Origin of the sequence: Pseudidiomarina woesei, assembly GCF_001418345.1 — a bacterium.
Lineage (GTDB): Bacteria > Pseudomonadota > Gammaproteobacteria > Enterobacterales > Alteromonadaceae > Pseudidiomarina > Pseudidiomarina woesei.
Genome location: NZ_LIPW01000004.1, coordinates 1 through 18,501 on the forward strand (window position 1 = coordinate 1; position 18,501 = coordinate 18,501).

The window sequence follows — 18,501 nt, forward strand, 5'->3', positions numbered from 1 at the left end:
CCTAACACGGCCATCGGAGGCATTCCGCCCAAACAATTAACGCAAGCGGTTCATTAATTCTACGAATAACTGCTGCTTAAAATGGGGGGATTACAACAAGCCTTAACGCCCCAACTGGTTAATTTTTAAGTAGTGTCAACAATCCTGCCAGAGGGGGCCCTAACGACGAAGCCGTCATGAAGGTGCTGTACTTGGCCTTGCATCAGGCTTCAAAAAAGTGGACTATGCCCATACGCAACTGGAAGCCAGCGATGGCACAGTTCGAGATTATATATCAGGATCGGATTTAACAGTGAAACCAGCCATTTACACAAAATCTTTTACAGTCTCGCTAATACACATGTGTCATCTCGTTTTTGCTTAGTTTATCGAAATGACACAGAATTCTGAACACTACCTTACCACCTTACAAAAAAGACAACGATGCAAAGTAAACGATCTTTTGTTTACCTGTTACTGGCTTACTGTATTTAAACCCTTTTCGTGCGTATTTAAAGGCTTTAATATATTGTCGTTCCTCTAGCAACCCTTTTACATAAGTAATATGCGTTGCCATTTTTCGCTGGTTTAAACATTCGAAACTGTAGTAGTTTAACCACTCTGCTTTTTCTAAAAAAAACATAACCCTGGTAAAGTTTTTAGCTGGATCTGAAGGGCGTGAAAGTGAGTTTTGCCTTAAATTTCTATAAAATCCTGCTGGAGTACAGCCTTTAACTTTCTTTTCAGCTTTTATTAACCTAATTAATATATCGTAATCTTCATTACACTTTAGCTCTTCATCAAAGCCCCCAACTTGAGCTAGTGCACTCTTGTTAAATAGGAAAAATGGAGAGCCGCCAGGTATTCCTTTCCCCTGAATATCTAGTTCATCCGTATTAGCGATACCATCTGTATCAGGAAATATTTCAGTTTCGCCCGTAGAGCGAATTGCTGTTCCGTACACACCAAAATAATCTTCATTCAAGTTTTTGATCAAGTTATATTTATCTAAAAGATTGTTTGGCAACATTTTGTCATCGACATCTAAAAAAGCGATGTATTCATAAGTAGACTTTTGAAGTCCAAGGTTTCTAGCACTTGATGCGCCGCCATTTACTTTACAATAAAAACTAACTTTCACGTTTTTATCATTTTCGATAAATTTATTTGTAATTACTTCGGCTTCAGGTAATTCAGATCCATCATCAATAACAATAATCTCACTAGGTAACAATAACTGTTCTAAAACCGATTCAATTGCTTGTTCGAGAAATTGGTAATCATTAAATGTAGTAATAATTACCGATATAGGTGCGTGGGTAAATACCATTATTTTCAACTCTATATTTAAGCGATCGTTACCACCTTGTATTCATCTTAAACAGCTGTAACGCTCAGCCAAATAAACACAGAGAATACCACGCCAAAAAGCAAACTAAGCATTCACTTCGACGGTCGACCGGATGATCATATAGACTTATGAAAACTTGGCTGACACAGAATATTGAACACTCTCTGGAAACTAGCTCACTCATGCATTTTCCCCACTACCGCTCCTAACCAGCTTTTCCCATCCACCAAACGCTCAGCATCTACGTTTAATACATGAATATTGTTTTTTTTATCGCAGCGTAAGCTGCGTTGAATTTCTTTTTTACGCTGGCCAACGTCATTGCAGTTGTAATCCAAAACTACAAGTTTTTTATCTTCATCATCAATCAATGAGCGCAGCAGTGTATTTATATGTCCATCATCTGCGTTAAATCCATAACCAATAACTATTATTACATCACTTTTTTTCGATGCATCATAATAATCAATATATCTTCGCGACATAGATATGCTAGTTAATGGTTTTGTGCCACTTTGCGTAAAAAGTAATGGCACTTTGAAAACGTTATTAGATTCATCTGTTATTTCGTTTTTATAAGGATCATACCAATCAGATAATTTTCCATTTAAATGAAAAATGCCAGAGCATCCAGTTCTACTAATGAAATTGGTATAGTTGCTCGTAGCTATGGCCCTTATATCTAGCTCATTAGAATTCTTTATATCTTCATAATAACCTTGGCCCTTTTTACATTGCTCTACTTGCTCAGACATATAACGATGAACCGTGAATAAAAAAGTGGTTATTTTACAAAACTTGCCCCATTCTTTTTTAGGTTGATATAAATAAGAAAAGTGTGAGTCTACAAGCGCTTGGTAATCGGCAACTGAAGAAAAAATTAGCTCATATAGGCGCAGCAAGAACTGGTAAGCAACATACTGATTATCAGACATATTTTTAATAAGCTCTTGCGAGCGAATATTAAACGGCTTTTCTTTAAGTAGATGCTCGAATGCATCAAGACCAACCCGCCTGAAATCTAAGCGAAATATCCCGCCAATATCATCAAACAATGCCACATCATCGGGAGCTTTTTTGAAGATATTACTATTTAAAGTATTAACCAGCTCTTTACCAAGCGCGCCAATAAGTAGCTCGATTAATGAGCGAATTAACATAGTAACATTATCAGAATAGCTTTCTGAAAAGCCACCTTTCCTAATAATATCCATGTATGCTGAGAAATAATCAGAACCAAAAAGCCCATCCAAGTTTTTTCCTGTGAGGCTGTTATTTAAGACTATTTCTTGAGCAAAAGTTTTAGTGCCTGGCTCACAGCCTAGAACCTTTAAAACCCTGGGTATATCTACGCTTTGGTCAAGTTTTGCAAACTCGTTTACAACTCTTTCAGCATACTTATCAAAATTAAGAATTGCTGCAACAACATCCTGTCTTCTTGCTTCTAAAGTGGAGCTGATAACGCTATCGAAATTGGTTTTTCCGAATACCGTAACGCGCTGACTCCCCAGTTCATCGGGGAACCAAGCGATCTGATTACTGGTTGTCTCAACTTGCGCCAATTGTTCCTTTAGCTGATCTTTATCTTTAGAAGAAATTGACCGAAAAATTTCTAATGCAAACTCGCCACCGCTTGGCATGCCATAGGCAACTTCGGCCCCTGCGCCAAAAAAGAATGATACTTTGGGTTTACTTTTTTCCATTCTTTAGCCCAGCCTTCAAAAGCTCAAACGAATGTCCGCGCAAGCTCTGCAATTTTTCTTGCACTGTTCCATAGTCAATAGAGCTGTCTAGCAAGTCCTCCACTTGTTTTTTGTCAAACTCACCTACCAACCTATCCAGTAAGTCAAATTCACTCAAAATAGATTCAAACCTTGATGCGCCTCGGTTGATGTTTACCAGGCTGATAAAAGGTTTGTTAAAAATAATTGAGAACACTGTGCCGTGGAATGAGTCGGTGATGACGAAATCGGCATCAGCAAAGCCTTTTATCCAGCCTTCTATGCTGGGAATTTTTTGTTCTTCAAGTGTCTGTTCATTATGTTGGTTGCTGTATTGAGGCAAACTTAATGTGCTTTTAGCGGTTTCAACGATTTGTTGCTTCCAGTCGCTGCTGTCGAGTATGTAGGTGTAAATACCTTTATTGGCAGGCAGGCTTAAACAGTTAAATAGCTGCTGATAATCTTCTTTGTTTAACAATAGTGTTGGATCTAATACAAACTCGGCATCTGCGTTTAGCTTTTCTTTAACTAGCCCAACTGCGGCTTTTTCACGCACGGTTATTTTGCCAAATTGCTGTGTAAGCTGTTTGCAACGTTCAGTTTGTTCGGCTGTGTATTCCCACTCATCAGTGCCAAACGAAGCAGCATAAGCCATTTTTTTTATGCCGTTATTTTGGCTTAAGAAATCTAAAAAATAGCTATAAATGTTAGGCGAATACATTGGCCTCCAACATTGGTCGCTACCTACTACCACGGCATCAAACTTGCCTTGAGCAAAGGCTTTTTGCACGGCAACGTCAGAGTAAAGTCTTGGCGTTTTGGTGATGTATGTACCTATAAAACGAGTAATTTCTTCACGCTTGGTAGCTAGGTGCTTATTTGAAAAGTAGGCCTTAAAACTAGGTTTGGGCTGTCCTTTTAAATAGTGAAAAACCAAACGCTTAAAATAGCCAAGTCTTAGCTTTGCTCGTAGTTTGATGGGGTGATGCCTGTCGATGGTAACAGGCTCATGCCCCATATCTTTTAATACTTTTTGCAAAGCAAAGTTTTGAAGGTTGCCACCGTAGTTGTTGTGCAATGGTTGGGTGAGAATTGCGATTTTCATAATTTACCGTTTTATAATTTTCTTCACTACGTCTACGCCTTTCTGGCCTATTACACTTTTCATAACCTGTTTAGCTTTGCCTTCAGCGCTCACTTCTATGCGATGCATTATCTTCAGTGCTTCGCTTTCTTCTTCGCTATCGGTGAATACTTCAAATAGCATGGGTTTGTCTGTTACTTTAGGCTCTAAGAAACGTTGATAAACCACTTCAAACTCTTGCTTGTTACTAGCCGTTAGATATTCAAACCCTAAATTTTCTGCGTAGTTTTTAATGAGTGTGTGTGATTTGTTGCCATAGTGGCCTGCCGCTGCTACAAACTCGTCGCCATCTTTGCCAAAGTGGGCCGCATGGTGGTTGTAAAGACGAAACTCTGTACCTTTACCATTGTTTACCATGAGGATGCGTAAGTTATTGCCCGTATGGCGATTGCCAATAGCGTTTAAGTCGTAGAAAAAGGCTAAGTCGCCTATTACTGCGTAATAGAGTTTTTCAGGGTTGGCCAGCGAAGCGCCTAACAATGATGAGACACCGCCATCAATACCGAAACCACCCACATTGGAGCAACTGGTTACGCTTTCAGGTAAATCATAGAAATTCCACGTTCTTAGGCTATTTAAAATACCAAAATGCACAGCCGAGCCAGCGGGAATTTTAGCAGCCATTTTGGATGCCAACCAAACATTAGAAAATGGTACTTCGGGAACTTTGCTTTGAATACTTTTAAGCAAGTTTTGACAATGCTCAAAATATTGTTTTGATGGATTTCCTTTCGCTTGTTTGGCCATTTTTGCAAAGAACAAAAATTCAGGCATGGCAAATACGTAACGTAATTTTCGGAAGGTATCTCGAACTTCGCCGTCTTCGTTGACTCTCCAAACCTCTTTACCTGACATGCCTAGCGTGGGGTAATCACCCGTTATCTCACCTATATGTATAGTTAAATCTGGAAGATATTCTTCACGATTTAACAATTCTTGTGCAGCCGCCAATGAAAAAAACAATCTATTTTTTCCACGATAGCCACTAGTATGATCACAAAAAACCACCGCGTTATAGGCTTCACAAAATTCTTCTAACGCTTTCGTTTCTTCTTTTTTCCAGTTTTTATGCGAACCAATAAATACGGCCACTTTGCTGTTTTCCGAAATTTCGGGAAACGCATCGTTAAACCCAATGCGGTTGATAACACGGCATTGAATACCCTCTTTTTCGGTAAACGGCTTGCTGTAGGTGGTTGGCAAGTTGATATGAACAGGCCCACCGCCATTACGTGTAAGCTCTAGAATGGCTTGATTGACTTTAACTTCACAATCCCAAAAATCTTCTTCATCTTTTACTACAGGCAAAGTAACACTGAAGTTAGCTACGTCATTTGAAATGACGCTTCTATCTATTACTTGTGCAATATGATGGCCAATGCGGCCTATCTGCTGTGTGGAGGTAATGGCTAATACAGGCAGCTTGCGGTAATAGGCTTCTGTCATGCCTGGTGCATAGTTACGCGAAGCCGTTGCACCTGTACAACTAATCACCACAGGTTCATTAGTTTCTGCCGCTAAGCCACAAGCCATGTAGGCAGCAGAGCGTTCATCTACAGCAGAGAAGATAGTAAAAAATGGGTCTTTTTGAATACTGCCAATCAGTGCGTTATTAGTTGTACCAGGCGATGCAATAACATATCTGATGCCATGCGCTTTCAGTAATGAAATAACAATTAAAGCGTTTTTTTCGGTAGTGGAATAACATTTCATTTTGTTAGTATCCTTGCTACTGCAGGTAGGGTCTTAAATAAGAGATATTTAATTTTTTGCTTGCTGCCAGCAATTTCTTTTAATGCTGTACTTTGTTTCGTTATACGATCTTTTAGAGCTTCTTCTTGCCAATTTGGCACTTTAAACGAATAAAGTTTAGACGATAGAAACTCATTCATACACTCTTTTAATCCATTTGCTGGAAAAACAAAATCAGAGGTATCGACAAATCGTTTTATCTTAGAGTTATCGAAAATGCGATCATAAAGCCTATCGTAAATAACCTGATACTTCCCTGTACGCCAGGCTAAAAAATCAGCCGTATTTTGTTCAACAATGTTTAATTCGATTCCCTGAGCTTGCAGAGTTTCCTTGTAAATATTAGCAACTTGCTGCCAGCATATATTTTCATCGGTTGTGATATGAAAGGCTTCACCTTGTGCGCTAACGTTACCAAGCAATGCCGCCATCGCTTTGGCTACATCCCTGCCCGATGTCATGGTGGTTTGTGCCGTTAAGATCTCTTTGGCCAGAACAACACTGCGCCCATGCAAGGTACGATATAACCAGTCCTCTTTTTCTAACACGCCTAGCTGCAAGCGTTCAGTATCGTAGGTGATATAAGGGCGGATGATGGTCCAGTTTTTATAGGGGCTGTTAAACAGAATATCTTCTTGGCGTGCCTTGGTTAACGCATATTCATCTGTTGCTAGATAAGTATGGTCGTTACATGTATCTAATAGGCGAGGTGAATTTTCTGTGAGTGGTACATCAGAGTTGGCATATACTCTTGAAGAACTTAGATATAAATAGTGAGAGGTCGATTTTAATAACTGCTCATTCCGAGCCTTAAATTGCTCCGTTGAATACACCATAAAATCGACGATACCATCCCAGTGCTCACTCAATATATGGTTCAAAAAACTCAAATCATGGGCGTTGCCTTGGATAAAATTAATGCTGCCTTTTCTTCCATTACGAGAGCGCGAAGTAACATGCACATTATGGCCAGCATCGGCTAGGTCGCGCACCAAGTGCACACCCATTGCTCCTGTGCCACCTAATACTAAAACTTTCATGCGAGCTTCATGTTTTTAAATAACTTGTTTTGCAGCACCGTTGCTACTTTCTGACGCCAGTGCTTATCTAAGCCCAAGTAATACATAGCTATGGTGGATATTGCCATAGAAAATACGATAACGAATGTAGCAGTAAATAAATTATTAGGCAGGCTATGTAAAACCAAAACACTACTTAGCGTTGAGAGCAGCAGAACCAATAAAATTGGCACTACTACCTTTTTGTAATAGGGCAGCACAGGTAAGCCTGTTAAATAATTAACCAACAACAAACGCATTTTAAACATAAGCACGTTTGCCGCTATGGCAACATAAAACACCCACTCAGCTGAATAGCCAAGGCTTAATACCCACCAAGACACAAAGAAAATAGCTATTTGTATGCTACCTAAAATAAATTCGTACATTGCCATTTTGCCCGGCGCTCTGGCCGCCGTTGCTAGGGGCATGCTTAATGCAAAAATAAGAGATTCAACTATCGCTAGTTGTGTAAACAGCACGGTAGCAGGTGGCGGTGTTTTCAACCATAGTGTTAGTATGGCCTCCATTTCCAACAACATGGGTAATGCAAACACCCACATTAAAAAAAATGTTAGCTTAGAGCCGTTAAATACAAGCGACATCATTTCGTCTTTTTGCTTGGCGGCATACGACTTAATTATGGGAGGGTACAGCCCAGTATTTAAGTTGTTTGAAAAAACAGCTACTTGACTTGCAACATTTAAAGCAATAGCGCGAGCAGCAACTATCGCTGGGTTAAACATTTGGTTTACCAATACTGTTACCGCTTGGTTGCGAAAGGCAGTGCTAATTTGTCCCAACAATGTCCAGACCGTGAAGCCTAAAATTTCTTTAAGCAGGCTTGTGCTCCAGTAAAGTTTTCTTAACTGGCATTCTGCGTATTTTTTTACACAAACACTAATGTAAAAAGCCGCAAGGCAAGCAGAAAGAGCAAATAGCGCCAAACCATAAAACACTAGCACATCACTGTCAACGTAGGCTAATGCTAAGGCAACACCAAGCTTCGCTACGGCATCGACAACAGAAACCATGGCATATAAATGCATATCTTCGTGGGCTATCAAAATTGCAATGAAAGGTGCTGTAAATATTGAAAAAACAAACATCAGCGAAGTGTAATGGTAAAGGGTTATGGCGGCATCAAAACGTTCATCGGGTATTTTTAAATACTCAGTAACATACCAAAGACCTACTGTTTGCAACAAACCATAAGCTATCACTGCAATGGCTACATACATCAGCAGATTTACACTAAATGTTTGTTTTAGTTTTTCGCTATTATTTTCTCCCATGGCGAAGGAAAAAAAACGCTGGGTTGCACTTGCCATACTTCCTGGTAAGAAAGCGAGTAACGTAACAAAGCCAGTGATTACACTGTACACTCCATAGTCGTCTGTACCTAGCTCATTCAAAACCACCCGCAAGGAATACAGCGTGATGAAAATAATAATGATTTGGCGAGTGTAAAGAGCCAATGTGTTTTTAAGAACTCGGGAGCTGGACATTACTTCTCTTCTATCCCTACAATTTCCTGATCCGTACCACTAAAAGTGGACACTTTGCTAAGCACTATTTTTTAATTCAAAGTTCTCTGGGCTGAGATAGCCAATAGCACTATGCCTTCTTGTCTTGTTGTAATCAACTTCGATGTACTCAAAGACTGCTCGGCGCATATTTTCTCGATCCATGATGGGCTCGTCCTGCAAGGCTTCGACCTTTAATGAGTGAAAGAAGCTTTCGGCACAGGCATTATCCCAATAATTTCCTTTTCGGCTCATACTCTGAGTAAGTCTATGTTTTTTTTTAATTAAATCTCGATAATCGTTTGAACAATATTGACTACCTCGGTCGCTGTGAACAATGCTCCCTTTGGGAAAGCCTCTGCGAAATAAAGCCATTTTCAGAGCATCACACACCGACGTTGCGGTCATTCGGTTACTCATCGACCAGGCAACAACCGAGCGTGAATATAAATCGATGATTACCGCTAGGTACAGCCAGCCCTCACTAGTGAATAAATACGTGATATCGCCAACCCACTTTTGATTCGGAGTACTTGCCGTAAAATCTTGCTCCAGCAAGTTTGGCGCCACAGGCTGATTGTGCTTACTGTCCGTGGTGACCTTAAATTTACGTGCAGCCTTAGGTACAAGGCCCTGGCGTATCATACTATTGCGAATAGTTTTGATGTCGGGTTCATGTCGAGCTCTGCCAAATCCACTTGGATACGCCGAGCGCCGCTGCGCTCTTTCGAGTCAATAAATGCCTGCTTAATCGCCTCGTCTCGCTCAATTTGACGCTGCTCTCGAGGATTGACTGTCTGACTATGTTTCCGCCAGGAGGAATACCCACTACGCGATACGTTGAGCACGTTCACCATCCGCTTTAAGCTGAATTGATGCTGATGCTCAAGAATAAACTCAAATCTGGCTATGTTTGGTTCTTCGCGAAGTGGATAGCAGTTCTCTAGCCGCTGCTGCAACGCCTATTCTTTCAGCTAATTTCAGGGCTTCTGCTTTAAATTCTTGTGTGTGGACTTTGCGTGTTTTATTTGCTTTCATGATTCACCTCGTTAAGTGATTTTACTCACTTAGCTCGGTATCCCAAAGTACTGGTACGGATCATAATGAACAGTAATGCTGAAGCTTAGGACGACGCTATATAGGCGATGTTACGTAGCAATTTATCGAAACCGAAACACAGTCAAAATCTATTGGCTCTTATAAGCATAACCATAATGGTAGTTATACCCATACCCGTAATAAGAACTTGCTTTACGCTCTATGCTGTTCAAGATGGCGCCTTTTACTTCAACACCGTTTTGTTCAAATCGTTTAACTGTGTGCACTAGCTCTTTGGCTGGGGTCATCCCAAAGCGGGCAATCAATAACGTGGTTCCTGCATATCGTCCCACAATGGCTGCATCCGTTACTGCAAGAATCGGTGGTGTATCTATTAGTACGTAGTCGTAATCGTTCGCTGTTTGTTCCATCAGCTGCTCCATGCGGCTATGCATCAATAGTTCAGCTGGATTCGGAGCAGACGTACCACGAGGCATAAAATCGAGGTTATCTACGTATCCAGATTGCGTGTAGGCTTTGTAATTCAAATCACCTGTGGCATCTCGGGCCGCTAGGAAATCAGCTAGGCCTTTATCATTCACGGCGTTCATCATGTTGTGTAAATAACCGCGACGAATGTCACCATCAATTAGCAGCACTTTAGCACCTGTTTGAGCAAGTACAGCAGCTAAGTTCCCCGTTACAAAGCTTTTACCCACACCTGGGCTTGGGCCTGAGATCATGATGATGTTGTTGCGTGCTTCTAACATAGCGAAGTGCAAGCTTGTGCGAAGGCCACGTAATGATTCAATAGCTAAATCTGTTGGGTCTTCTTTAGCGAGTAATGGTGCTCGCACGGCATCTGTTTGTTTGCGCTTTGCAAGCTTAACCAACTTCTCGTTCATGTTTTCTTGAGTGTCAGACTTAGGTACTGAGGCATAAACGTTTATGCCTTCTTGTTCTAACTGCTCAGATGTTTCTACACCGCGGTTAAACATAGCACGCACAAATACAATACCTACGGCTAACATACCGCCTAGCATAGTTGCTAGTACAACTATCAAAGGTTTTTTCGGAGCTACAGGCTCTGGTTTAACAACGGCTTCGTCAAGAATACGTACGTTACCTACGGTACCTGCCTTTAACACGTTCAGTTCTTGCATGCGGTTAAGTAACTGTAAGTAAATTTCTTGATTTACTTCTACGTCACGAGTGTAACGCAGTACTTGTTGTTGTGTTTCTGGCAGGTTTTGAATTTGGTCGGCTAAACGCTTGCGGTCGGCTTGTAAATTGGCTTTCTGCTCAATAAGCGCCTGATAACTTGGGTGCTGTTTGGTATACAAACGGCTTAATTCAGCTTCTTTCAATGAGAGCTCGTTAATTTGTTTCTCTAAATCCACTAACTGCTTTAGTAAGCCTTCTGTTTCAATGGTTAAATCAACTGACTGGCTTTCTAAACGGTATTGGTTTAGCTTTTCTTCGGCATCGTTTAGGTTTTCTTTTATGGTTGGAATTTGGCGTTGTAAAAATTCTAAGCTGTTTTCCGCTTCAGCTGCATTACGGCGAATGTTTTGTAGCATGTATTCGTTGGTTACGGCGTTTAACACGTCTACAGCATAGTTACCGTCAGCATTTTGAATACTTGCGCTAAGAATACCCGTTTGCTTACCGCGTTCGCTAATATCTAATTCTTCTTGAATGTCCGTGATAGCTTTTAATCGCGTTTTCTTAATTAACGTAAAGCTATTAGTATTCGGTGTAGTTGCATCCGCAATATGAACAAACCACTCCCCTTTTTCTGCTGGTGCTCCAACTACACCGGTTAGTACTTCTTCGCCTTCGCTGTCATATAACGTGAAAATTTTGTCTTTAATTTCAAGTTCTAAAGCTTTGCCTAGTTCTGCTTGCGATACGTTCAAGTTTTCAATAAGTACGCGGTCTTGTTCTTTTGCGCGGCGCGCTAGAAAATCACCGATAACTGGCATGTAGTTTGGGGTAACGACGTTGGTTAGTTTCAATTGGTCAACAACGGTGCCCACTACCATGCGTGACTTCATGATCTCAATTTCAGTGGCGGCTTCGCTTTCTTGGGCAAACATTTCTGCCATTTCACCAAGTGCTGGCATGCCTGACGATTTTTTCTCAACTTGCAGTAAGGCATCTGCTTGGTAAATGGGTGTTGCTAGTAATGCGTACACCACACCCAATGCGGCAAAGCTGGTGGTAATGCCGGCGATTAGCCATTTGTGGTCGATTAATAGGCCGAACAAGCGGCCTAAATCAATTTCGTCGTCATCGTTGCGTTGCTGGGCTGGAGATGGCGAATTCTGCATTTGAGATTACCTTGTAAAATTTAAATCGAGTAATTGGGTAGAATAACGGCGCGTTGCGCCACCCGGCGTGGAACGCCGGGCTACAAAATGGATGGCGTCAGCCATCAACATTAAAGCTTAGTTGCCCATTTATCGGTGGCTTGGTCAATAAGCTTTAGTACGTGTTCGTATACTTCGTCGCTTTTTTTGTATGGGTCTGGAATTTCTTTGCCACCTTTTTCTAACCACTGTCCTAGAAGCATGGTTTTGGCTTGGGCTTCTGGGTAGCGCTGGGCTATGTGGTTGCGGTGGTTGTGCTCCATTACCAATATAAGGTCGTAATGACTTATTAACTCGCGTGTTAATTGCTGGGCTTCGTGTACCGGGAAGCTATGGCCGTGTTTTTCGGCAATGCTGCGTGCGGTTTTGTCCATGTCCCAACCTTTGCCGTCACTGTGTTTCATGGCGGTAATGCCGGCACTGTGTACGGTTTTGTTCGGCAGGCGTTGCTGCAGCATAAACTGGGCGGTTGGGCTGCGACAGATGTTGCCTAGACAAACAACTAGTATTTTATTGAACATCGTTATTCGTTACTCGTTATTGGTTGCTAGATTAACCGAGCTGCGCTCGTCCCGGCGTGGAACGCCGGGCTACAACAGCGGGAGCGCAAGCGACCAACATTAGTTGCTGCTTATGTCGTCTTGGAATCTACCCAGTGAGTAGAGGCCGGTGATGGACGGGAGTAGCTGGCTGATGACGCGGTTCCAGCGCGCTACTGGCGCGGCGGTTACGTATACAATGTCGCGTTGTTGTAGTTTGAACTGCTCGGCCAGCACTAGCGCGGTGGCGTTTTTGGCATTCAGTTGGTATACGTCTGCGACACGCCCTGTCGCAGGGTCAGCGATGCGAATTACAAATACGCCTTCGGCGTTGGCGGTGGCTTCAAACCAGCCGCCGGCGTCGGCCAAGGCTTCGGCTAGGGTCATACCGCTGCGGCCCATCATGTAGCTTTTCGGTTGGCGTACTTCGCCCAGCACAAATACTTTGTTCTGGTCGTTACGCGCTACGTGCAGTACGTCGTTCGGTTGTAACAGAATGTTTTGGTCGGTATTGCCTTGCTGGTATAGCTCGCGCAGGTTAAAAGCGCGTTCCTGGCCGTTACGGGTGAGCGTTACGGTGGTCCAATCTGCTTCTGGGGTTAACCCGCCTGAGGCGCTTACCGCTTCAATTAGGGTCATGGGCACGTTAGTTACAGGCAACACACCTGGTTTTTGTACTTCGCCGGTTACGTATACGCGTTGGCTGCGAAAGCCGGCTACGGTAACGTCGACTTGTGGGCTTTCAATGTACTTGGCTAGTTTGTCGGCCAAAATGTCCCGAATTTCAGTCACTTTTAGGCCTTCTACTTTTACGCGGCCGACGTATGGGTAAAAAATGCTGCCGTCGTTGTGTACCCAGTTACCTGCATCTACTGGGTCACGCATTGAGCCAGCTGGAATGGTGAGTTCTGGGTGGTTCCATACGGTAATGAGCAGTACGTCGCCTTTGCCTACTTTATAGTCGTAGTTGCCCATGGCGGCTTGCAGTTGTTCGTTGAACTGCGGCTTGGGCTGGTTGGCGTTTAACTCGCTCAGCAACATGGGCGAAATGGTGTGGGTTTCCACCAGTTTATTAAAGTCGGCATTGCTGAAGTCGTCGTCACTTGACGCAAACATGCTGCCGCCTTGGTCTATATGGCCGCCGGGGGCGAAGGCGCAGCTTGCTGTGAATAAGGTGGATAGGGCTAGAACGGTGAGTTTTAAGTTGGTCATTCGTGTTTTGTTCCAGTTTTATTCAAAATTTGTTTTGTGCGCCGAGGGATTTACCTCGCTGCGCTCGTCCCGGCGTGGAACGCCGGGCTACTTCACATTATTGTACAACGGGCGTGAGCGGTGGAGCATTTGGCCGCCGTCGCGCAGTATGGGCATCCAGCCTATGGTGCCGCGGGTTTTGGTGTTGCGCACAAAGAATAAGTCAAAGGGTATGCTTAGGTAAAAGCCTTTGGTAAAGCTGCCTTCGCCGTAGTCTTCGTCGCTAACGTTGGTAAACGCGGCAAATGCCCCAGCTATTACGCCCGAGTCAAATTCGTGTTGGTATTCTAATTGTATGCCTTCGTCTTTGGCTAAAAACCGGCCAACACGGGCTATAACGGTGCTGTTGCCAAAGGCGCCGCCCATTAGTTTATCAGCGTTATAGTAAAAACTGGCATGGCCAGTGAGTACGCTGTAGTCATCAAACCCTAAATCTTGGTAGGGGTCACGCTGTTTTACATAGTTTAGGTCTAGGCCGTAGGCAAAATTCGAGTTTAATGGCCGATACAGCACTTCGCCGCCTACCCCACCAAACATGCGCTCTAAATAACCGCCGTAGGCGCTGGCAAATAGGTTGTTGCCAAGCTGCTTGGTGTAGGTGGCTTGTAGGTTTTCTAGCCAAACGTTTTGGTTAACGGCGTATTCGCGTATGCGGGTGCGCACGCGTGGCAGTGGGGTGTCTTGGCCGTCGATTAAAAAGTTAAACTTGTCGTAGCTGTTGGCCACGTCAATACCTAGCTTGCCGCTGATGTCCCACGCGTTGGTTAAGGTGTACTTCGCGTTGGCTTTTAGGCTTAGCTGGTATATGTAAAAGTCTTCTGCGCCGCCAAAGCTTTGGTCAAGGTCGGGTTGTATTGACCAGGTAAAGTCGTTTTTGAATTCGTTGTTATTGGCGGTTATGGCGGTTTTTGGGTTCACACTGGTGGTGTGAATGGCGTTTTGTGTTTGGGTATGAAAACGCTCGCCACGGTATGCAGTTTTATAGGCTTCGGCATTGATGTTGTGCTGTTTAATGCCAAGGTTACCGCTGAATTCTTTTATTTGGTATTCGGTAATGTGCTCGGGCAATGCGTCGGCCAGTATTCTGGCTGCGCGATCGACGGCTTCGGCTGTGTTGCGGAAGCGGGTTTGGGTTGCCTCCAACGTGACCGTAGCCCGGCGTTCTTTCGATAAGGTAAGGCCGGGGGCGATGCCCGATGATTGATCGATGTCATCGGCAATAACCGCGACGTTGTCGCGTCCCGGCGTGGAACGCCGGGCTACACGCCAACCGGCTTCGACCAGCAGATCATTTGCTAACCTATCATAGTCAACTTCATTTAAGGTTGCCGGGGCAACATGGTTGGCTTGTGCTTGGCGCTTGGCTGGCTCAAGTTTGAGCTGGTGGGCGCTGTTAAAGTTGTAATTTAAGGTAAAGCCAAAGGTGACGGTGTTGCCGCGCTGGTAGCCTACTTTAAAGCTAATGTTTTGGTTTAGTGCGTAATTGGCGCCGAAGTTCCAGGGCGAGTCTACTTCAATGGGTACGCCAGCGCGGTCTTGCTTGTAGTCGTTGGGGTCGTACTCGGCCATTAGGCTTAAGCCGCCCCAAGCTTCTGGCATGGGCACGTAGTATTGTACGCCACCAAATACCGCGGCTGGGCCACGGAACCATTTGTCTACTTCAAACTTGCCGCCGCGGCCGGTGAAGCCTTGTTCGCGCTGACACATCCGGTCGGCAATGTCGCAAAACGGGTTGCTGATGTTGTCGCGGCGGCCTAAATAGCCCCAGCCCATACCTAGGCTAACGTCGAAGCTGCCCGCGCTGCCGGCACTAAAGCGTTTGTTGGCAACAATATACTCGCCGGCAAAAATGCCGGTACCGCCCACGTCTTGCAAGCCTACCGCAAACTGCGGCATATACTTGCCTTCGTAATTTAATAGCAGCTTGGCGTCGAAGCCTTTGTCTTTTAGGGTTTGATCACCGCTAAAGTCGGGGTTATTGCTGTATAAACGGTCGCGAATATCGGTGTAACGCGCGGTGGTTTCTAGCCACGGAAACAGCTGAATGCTAAACGCGGTGCGACGGTATATGTCGCTATCTGCGTAATTTATGCTCATTTCGCCGTACGGGTTCATGCGCGCGGTGGGCGTTTGCATAAGACCAACACCGCCAAAGTCGCTTTGTGCGAGCGGACCTAGGGGTACTCCAGAGGTTGTGCTGGTGCTTGTGTCAGCGTTTGCTGCTGCACTTGCGACAGAATATGTCGCAGGGCTGAGCAATATGGCGGCAATGGCCAGTGTGAGTGCGTTCTTTTTGGCTTGTTGCCTTCTGGCACTTTTTTGCCTAGTGAAAGCACAATGCGACAAAGCGTGACCGACCCTGCTCACTTTTTACTCGCCTTTGTGTCATTTGACATGTTTTTATTTATTTTTGTGTCGTTTGACAGGTTATTCTGCCATTTGACAGAAAACTGCCAGTGCTGCAAAAACTGAGCTAGCTGCAGGTTTATGTCGCGAAAGCCTTTAGGCAGGTCACTGTCGTTAATGCTATACAGCACCACGGCGCCCGGCTGTTCGGCTATCGCGCGCTGGGCGGCGTTGCTGTTGTAATGTTGCATGGGCACTTTGGTGATCACGCCAAAGGCGTCAATAACGTACACATATTCCGGGTTTAAATAGGTTAACCCCACCTGCTGGGTGGTCTGCAAGCCAAGCGGCGCTTGGTTTAGGTGCAGCTCGTAATACGGAATATGGCTTGAGCTAGTGGTGGCATCGGCGGTATTCAGCACTGGGTTTTGCGCTAAGTCTAGGCGCGCATTGGCTAGGCTCATGCCGTGAATATAGGTAGCTTTGAGTGGCCAGTGGCTAAAACTGGTGGCGAGCGCGCTGGCGTGCTTGGCCAGTTCTTCGTTACCGTCGTGCTTGTAGGTTTGCACCAGAAGCGCCAGCTTGGTGGCCATGCCCTGCTTGCGCGCGGCAAATTGTTGCTCGAGCTTGGCGCTGCTTAGCCGGGTTAGCGGTTCGTAATAGGGTTGCTGCACGCCGTTTCTGTGGTATTCAGTTACGGCTTGGTTTAAGCGGCTGTTGGCGTAGAACAGGCCGGTGTGCTTGCGGCTGCCCTCAACCACGCGTACTTCTGTGTACTGCAACGGATTGCTGCCGTCGGTGGTGGTGAGCTGCTGAAATTCTTGTTCGGTGCCTGACTTTGCACCAACGGCGCTAAAGGCCCAGTTTTGCATATTGCCGGCGCCGCCGTTGTAGGGCTGCACTTCGGTGAACTCAAAATAACCAAGCTCTGGGCCAAGCCATTGCTTGCTGTGCACTATGCGGCCGGTGGCTGGGTCACTGAAGAACTCGTTGGTCGCTTGTGGCTCGCCGTTTTGGGAGAGTAATTCGCGGACTATGGTCGCGTTGATGATACGGCCGTTTGGTAGCGTCAGTTGTTCGGTTTCGCCGGCATTCAGCGTTGTCACTTTGTAGCTGTGGCGCTTGGTCATGTAGTGCGGCTTGTGCGCGGTGTGGTATGCCGAGGGTACGCGCGCGTCAATGTGGTACTCACGGTATTCAGTGTTCGGGGTGCTTGCGTTCTGGCTGTTTGCATCAGTGACGCGGGTAATCCACAGATGCTTCACCTGTGGGGTATTCAAATTTTGTAGGCTAATGACGCGGCCGTTGTAGGTTTCTACTACTTCTTTGGCGCTGGTAAACCACTGCTGGCGTAGGCCTAATACGTTGCCGTTTTGCACCACATTGTCGTTTTCGCCTAGCACCACAATTCCGCGCGCGCCCTCACCCACCCGAGCATAATTGGCGGCGTACGGCAGTGCGCGCGCTTGCTCTGGGGTAAGAGTGTAGTCTTCTTGGCTACTAAACAGCAGTTTCAGGCTTTCTTCTGCCGGCTGGCCAAGAAACCCTTCTTGCTCTTGTTGCTTTTGAGCTGAGTGTGCTGCTTGCTGCTGAGCTGGCTGCTGTTGATCGTGTTGCTGGGCGCAACCGGTAAGGGTTAATGCCAGTGTCAACAAAGCGCCAATGCGGTAGCTAGTGTGCAAAGTCATGCGAGAATTAATGGCTTTCATCCATTAAAAAAGCCACTGAGGGTATCAGCGGCTTTCTAGATATAGCTTTTTACTTTCAACTACTAGAACGGTTGTTCTTAGTTAGTTGCAGTAGTAGTGGTTGTTGGAGCTGCGTCGTCGTCTTCAGTTGCAACAGTTGCAACAACGCCAACAGCGACAGCACCGGCTACGATAGCGCCAGTAGTGATTGCAACACCACCAACGGTTGTTACTGCAGCACCTGCGCCAGCAGCGCCTGCACCAGCACCTGCGCCACCTGCAGCACCACCAGCGCCTTCACCTTGTGCTAATACAGCAGGAGAAGCGGCTAAAGCGGCAGCAGCGAATAATGCGGTTAAAGTTTTCATAGTGTACTCCTTGGATTCTATCCGTGTGCGAGAATTACTTGTCAGAATAGGTAATTATCGCGCGGTTTGCAAGATATCTTGCAAGATATTTGTGTAAATTTTGTTCATGCTTTCTGGGCGTGCTGTGGGCTAACCGTTAGACACGCTACCGCCCGTGGGTTGCGGCCCCCAAATGCCGGTTGCTCGCATGCGAGCATTCGAAAAACTTATTGTTTTCTGGCGCTTAAGGAAAAGTTGACTGCTGCTTGTTCTGTTTAGGCAGGCTTTGGTCTTTCCTTAAACCGATATTTGTTATTGTTTTGTGTATTTTTTCAGCATATCACTTCATTCCCGAAGTGAGCTGAAAGCCTTGCTATTAAAGCACATTT

At 44.9% G+C, this 18,501-nt stretch carries 12 protein-coding genes and 2 pseudogenes; 1 reads left to right on the top strand and 13 read right to left on the bottom strand.

The window, feature by feature from the left end:
- Positions 1–158: 158 nt before the first annotated feature.
- Positions 159–290: pseudogene (locus ASC40_RS12015) on the top strand (IS256 family transposase); the annotation flags it as partial.
- A 116-nt stretch (positions 291–406) separates the two neighbouring features.
- Here ASC40_RS12015 and ASC40_RS07290 read toward each other — a convergent pair.
- From ASC40_RS07290 to ASC40_RS11925, 13 genes and pseudogenes are all read right to left on the bottom strand, one after another.
- Entirely contained in the window at positions 407–1,309 is a 903-nt protein-coding gene (locus ASC40_RS07290; RefSeq protein ID WP_055439145.1) for a glycosyltransferase family 2 protein, read from the bottom strand.
- A 197-nt stretch (positions 1,310–1,506) separates the two neighbouring features.
- A complete protein-coding gene (locus ASC40_RS07295) occupies positions 1,507–3,033 on the bottom strand; it encodes a hypothetical protein (RefSeq protein WP_055439146.1) in 1,527 nt (508 codons plus the stop codon).
- Positions 3,020–4,156 carry a polysaccharide pyruvyl transferase family protein gene (locus ASC40_RS07300; RefSeq protein WP_055439147.1) on the bottom strand — a complete coding sequence of 379 codons (1,137 nt, stop codon included), beginning with the start codon at positions 4,154–4,156 and terminating at the stop codon, positions 3,020–3,022. Before ASC40_RS07300 ends, ASC40_RS07295 begins: the two co-directional genes overlap by 14 nt.
- Before the next feature lie 3 nt (positions 4,157–4,159).
- Positions 4,160–5,908 carry a thiamine pyrophosphate-binding protein gene (locus tag ASC40_RS07305; RefSeq protein ID WP_055439148.1) on the bottom strand — a complete coding sequence of 583 codons (1,749 nt, stop codon included), beginning with the start codon at positions 5,906–5,908 and terminating at the stop codon, positions 4,160–4,162.
- The gene (locus tag ASC40_RS07310; protein ID WP_055439149.1) at positions 5,905–6,987 is read right to left on the bottom strand and encodes an NAD-dependent epimerase/dehydratase family protein; all 1,083 of its coding nucleotides are present in this window, start codon (positions 6,985–6,987) and stop codon (positions 5,905–5,907) included. The genes ASC40_RS07305 and ASC40_RS07310 overlap by 4 nt, the downstream gene beginning before the upstream one ends.
- Positions 6,984–8,420 (bottom strand): MATE family efflux transporter, encoded by a 1,437-nt coding sequence (locus tag ASC40_RS07315; RefSeq protein WP_425415066.1) that lies wholly within the window; start codon positions 8,418–8,420, stop codon positions 6,984–6,986. The genes ASC40_RS07310 and ASC40_RS07315 overlap by 4 nt, the downstream gene beginning before the upstream one ends.
- Positions 8,421–8,570: 150 nt before the next feature.
- Positions 8,571–9,569 (bottom strand): annotated as a pseudogene (locus tag ASC40_RS07320) (IS3 family transposase).
- A 149-nt stretch (positions 9,570–9,718) separates the two neighbouring features.
- Positions 9,719–11,902 carry a polysaccharide biosynthesis tyrosine autokinase gene (locus tag ASC40_RS07325; RefSeq protein WP_055439151.1) on the bottom strand — a complete coding sequence of 728 codons (2,184 nt, stop codon included), beginning with the start codon at positions 11,900–11,902 and terminating at the stop codon, positions 9,719–9,721.
- Positions 11,903–12,012: 110 nt separating this feature from the next.
- Complete coding sequence (locus tag ASC40_RS07330) at positions 12,013–12,462, bottom strand: low molecular weight protein-tyrosine-phosphatase (protein WP_055439152.1); 450 nt, start codon at positions 12,460–12,462, stop codon at positions 12,013–12,015.
- Positions 12,463–12,561: 99 nt separating this feature from the next.
- Positions 12,562–13,692, bottom strand: a complete 1,131-nt coding sequence (locus ASC40_RS07335) for a polysaccharide export protein (protein ID WP_055439153.1) — start codon at positions 13,690–13,692, stop codon at positions 12,562–12,564.
- Positions 13,693–13,779: 87 nt separating this feature from the next.
- Positions 13,780–15,867, bottom strand: coding sequence for a YjbH domain-containing protein (locus ASC40_RS07340; protein ID WP_055439154.1), 2,088 nt, complete (start codon positions 15,865–15,867; stop codon positions 13,780–13,782).
- Positions 15,868–16,094: 227 nt separating this feature from the next.
- On the bottom strand, positions 16,095–17,786 hold the full coding sequence (locus ASC40_RS07345) for a YjbF family lipoprotein (protein WP_055439155.1): 1,692 nt from the start codon (positions 17,784–17,786) through the stop codon (positions 16,095–16,097).
- A gap of 77 nt (positions 17,787–17,863) precedes the next feature.
- Complete coding sequence (locus tag ASC40_RS11925; RefSeq protein WP_055439156.1) at positions 17,864–18,133, bottom strand: hypothetical protein; 270 nt, start codon at positions 18,131–18,133, stop codon at positions 17,864–17,866.
- Positions 18,134–18,501 lie beyond the last annotated feature (368 nt).

Excerpts from the sequence above, each read along its gene's own strand:
- ASC40_RS07290 (WP_055439145.1), bottom strand. The coding sequence starts at position 1,309 with ATGGTATTTACCCACGCACCTATATCGGTAATTATTACTACATTTAAT.
- ASC40_RS07295 (WP_055439146.1), bottom strand. The coding sequence starts at position 3,033 with ATGGAAAAAAGTAAACCCAAAGTATCATTCTTTTTTGGCGCAGGGGCC.
- ASC40_RS07300 (WP_055439147.1), bottom strand. The coding sequence starts at position 4,156 with ATGAAAATCGCAATTCTCACCCAACCATTGCACAACAACTACGGTGGC.
- ASC40_RS07305 (WP_055439148.1), bottom strand. The coding sequence starts at position 5,908 with ATGAAATGTTATTCCACTACCGAAAAAAACGCTTTAATTGTTATTTCA.
- ASC40_RS07310 (WP_055439149.1), bottom strand. The coding sequence starts at position 6,987 with ATGAAAGTTTTAGTATTAGGTGGCACAGGAGCAATGGGTGTGCACTTG.
- ASC40_RS07325 (WP_055439151.1), bottom strand. The coding sequence starts at position 11,902 with ATGCAGAATTCGCCATCTCCAGCCCAGCAACGCAACGATGACGACGAA.
- ASC40_RS07330 (WP_055439152.1), bottom strand. The coding sequence starts at position 12,462 with ATGTTCAATAAAATACTAGTTGTTTGTCTAGGCAACATCTGTCGCAGC.
- ASC40_RS07335 (WP_055439153.1), bottom strand. The coding sequence starts at position 13,692 with ATGACCAACTTAAAACTCACCGTTCTAGCCCTATCCACCTTATTCACA.
- ASC40_RS07340 (WP_055439154.1), bottom strand. The coding sequence starts at position 15,867 with ATGCAAACGCCCACCGCGCGCATGAACCCGTACGGCGAAATGAGCATA.
- ASC40_RS07345 (WP_055439155.1), bottom strand. The coding sequence starts at position 17,786 with ATGAAAGCCATTAATTCTCGCATGACTTTGCACACTAGCTACCGCATT.
- ASC40_RS11925 (WP_055439156.1), bottom strand. The coding sequence starts at position 18,133 with ATGAAAACTTTAACCGCATTATTCGCTGCTGCCGCTTTAGCCGCTTCT.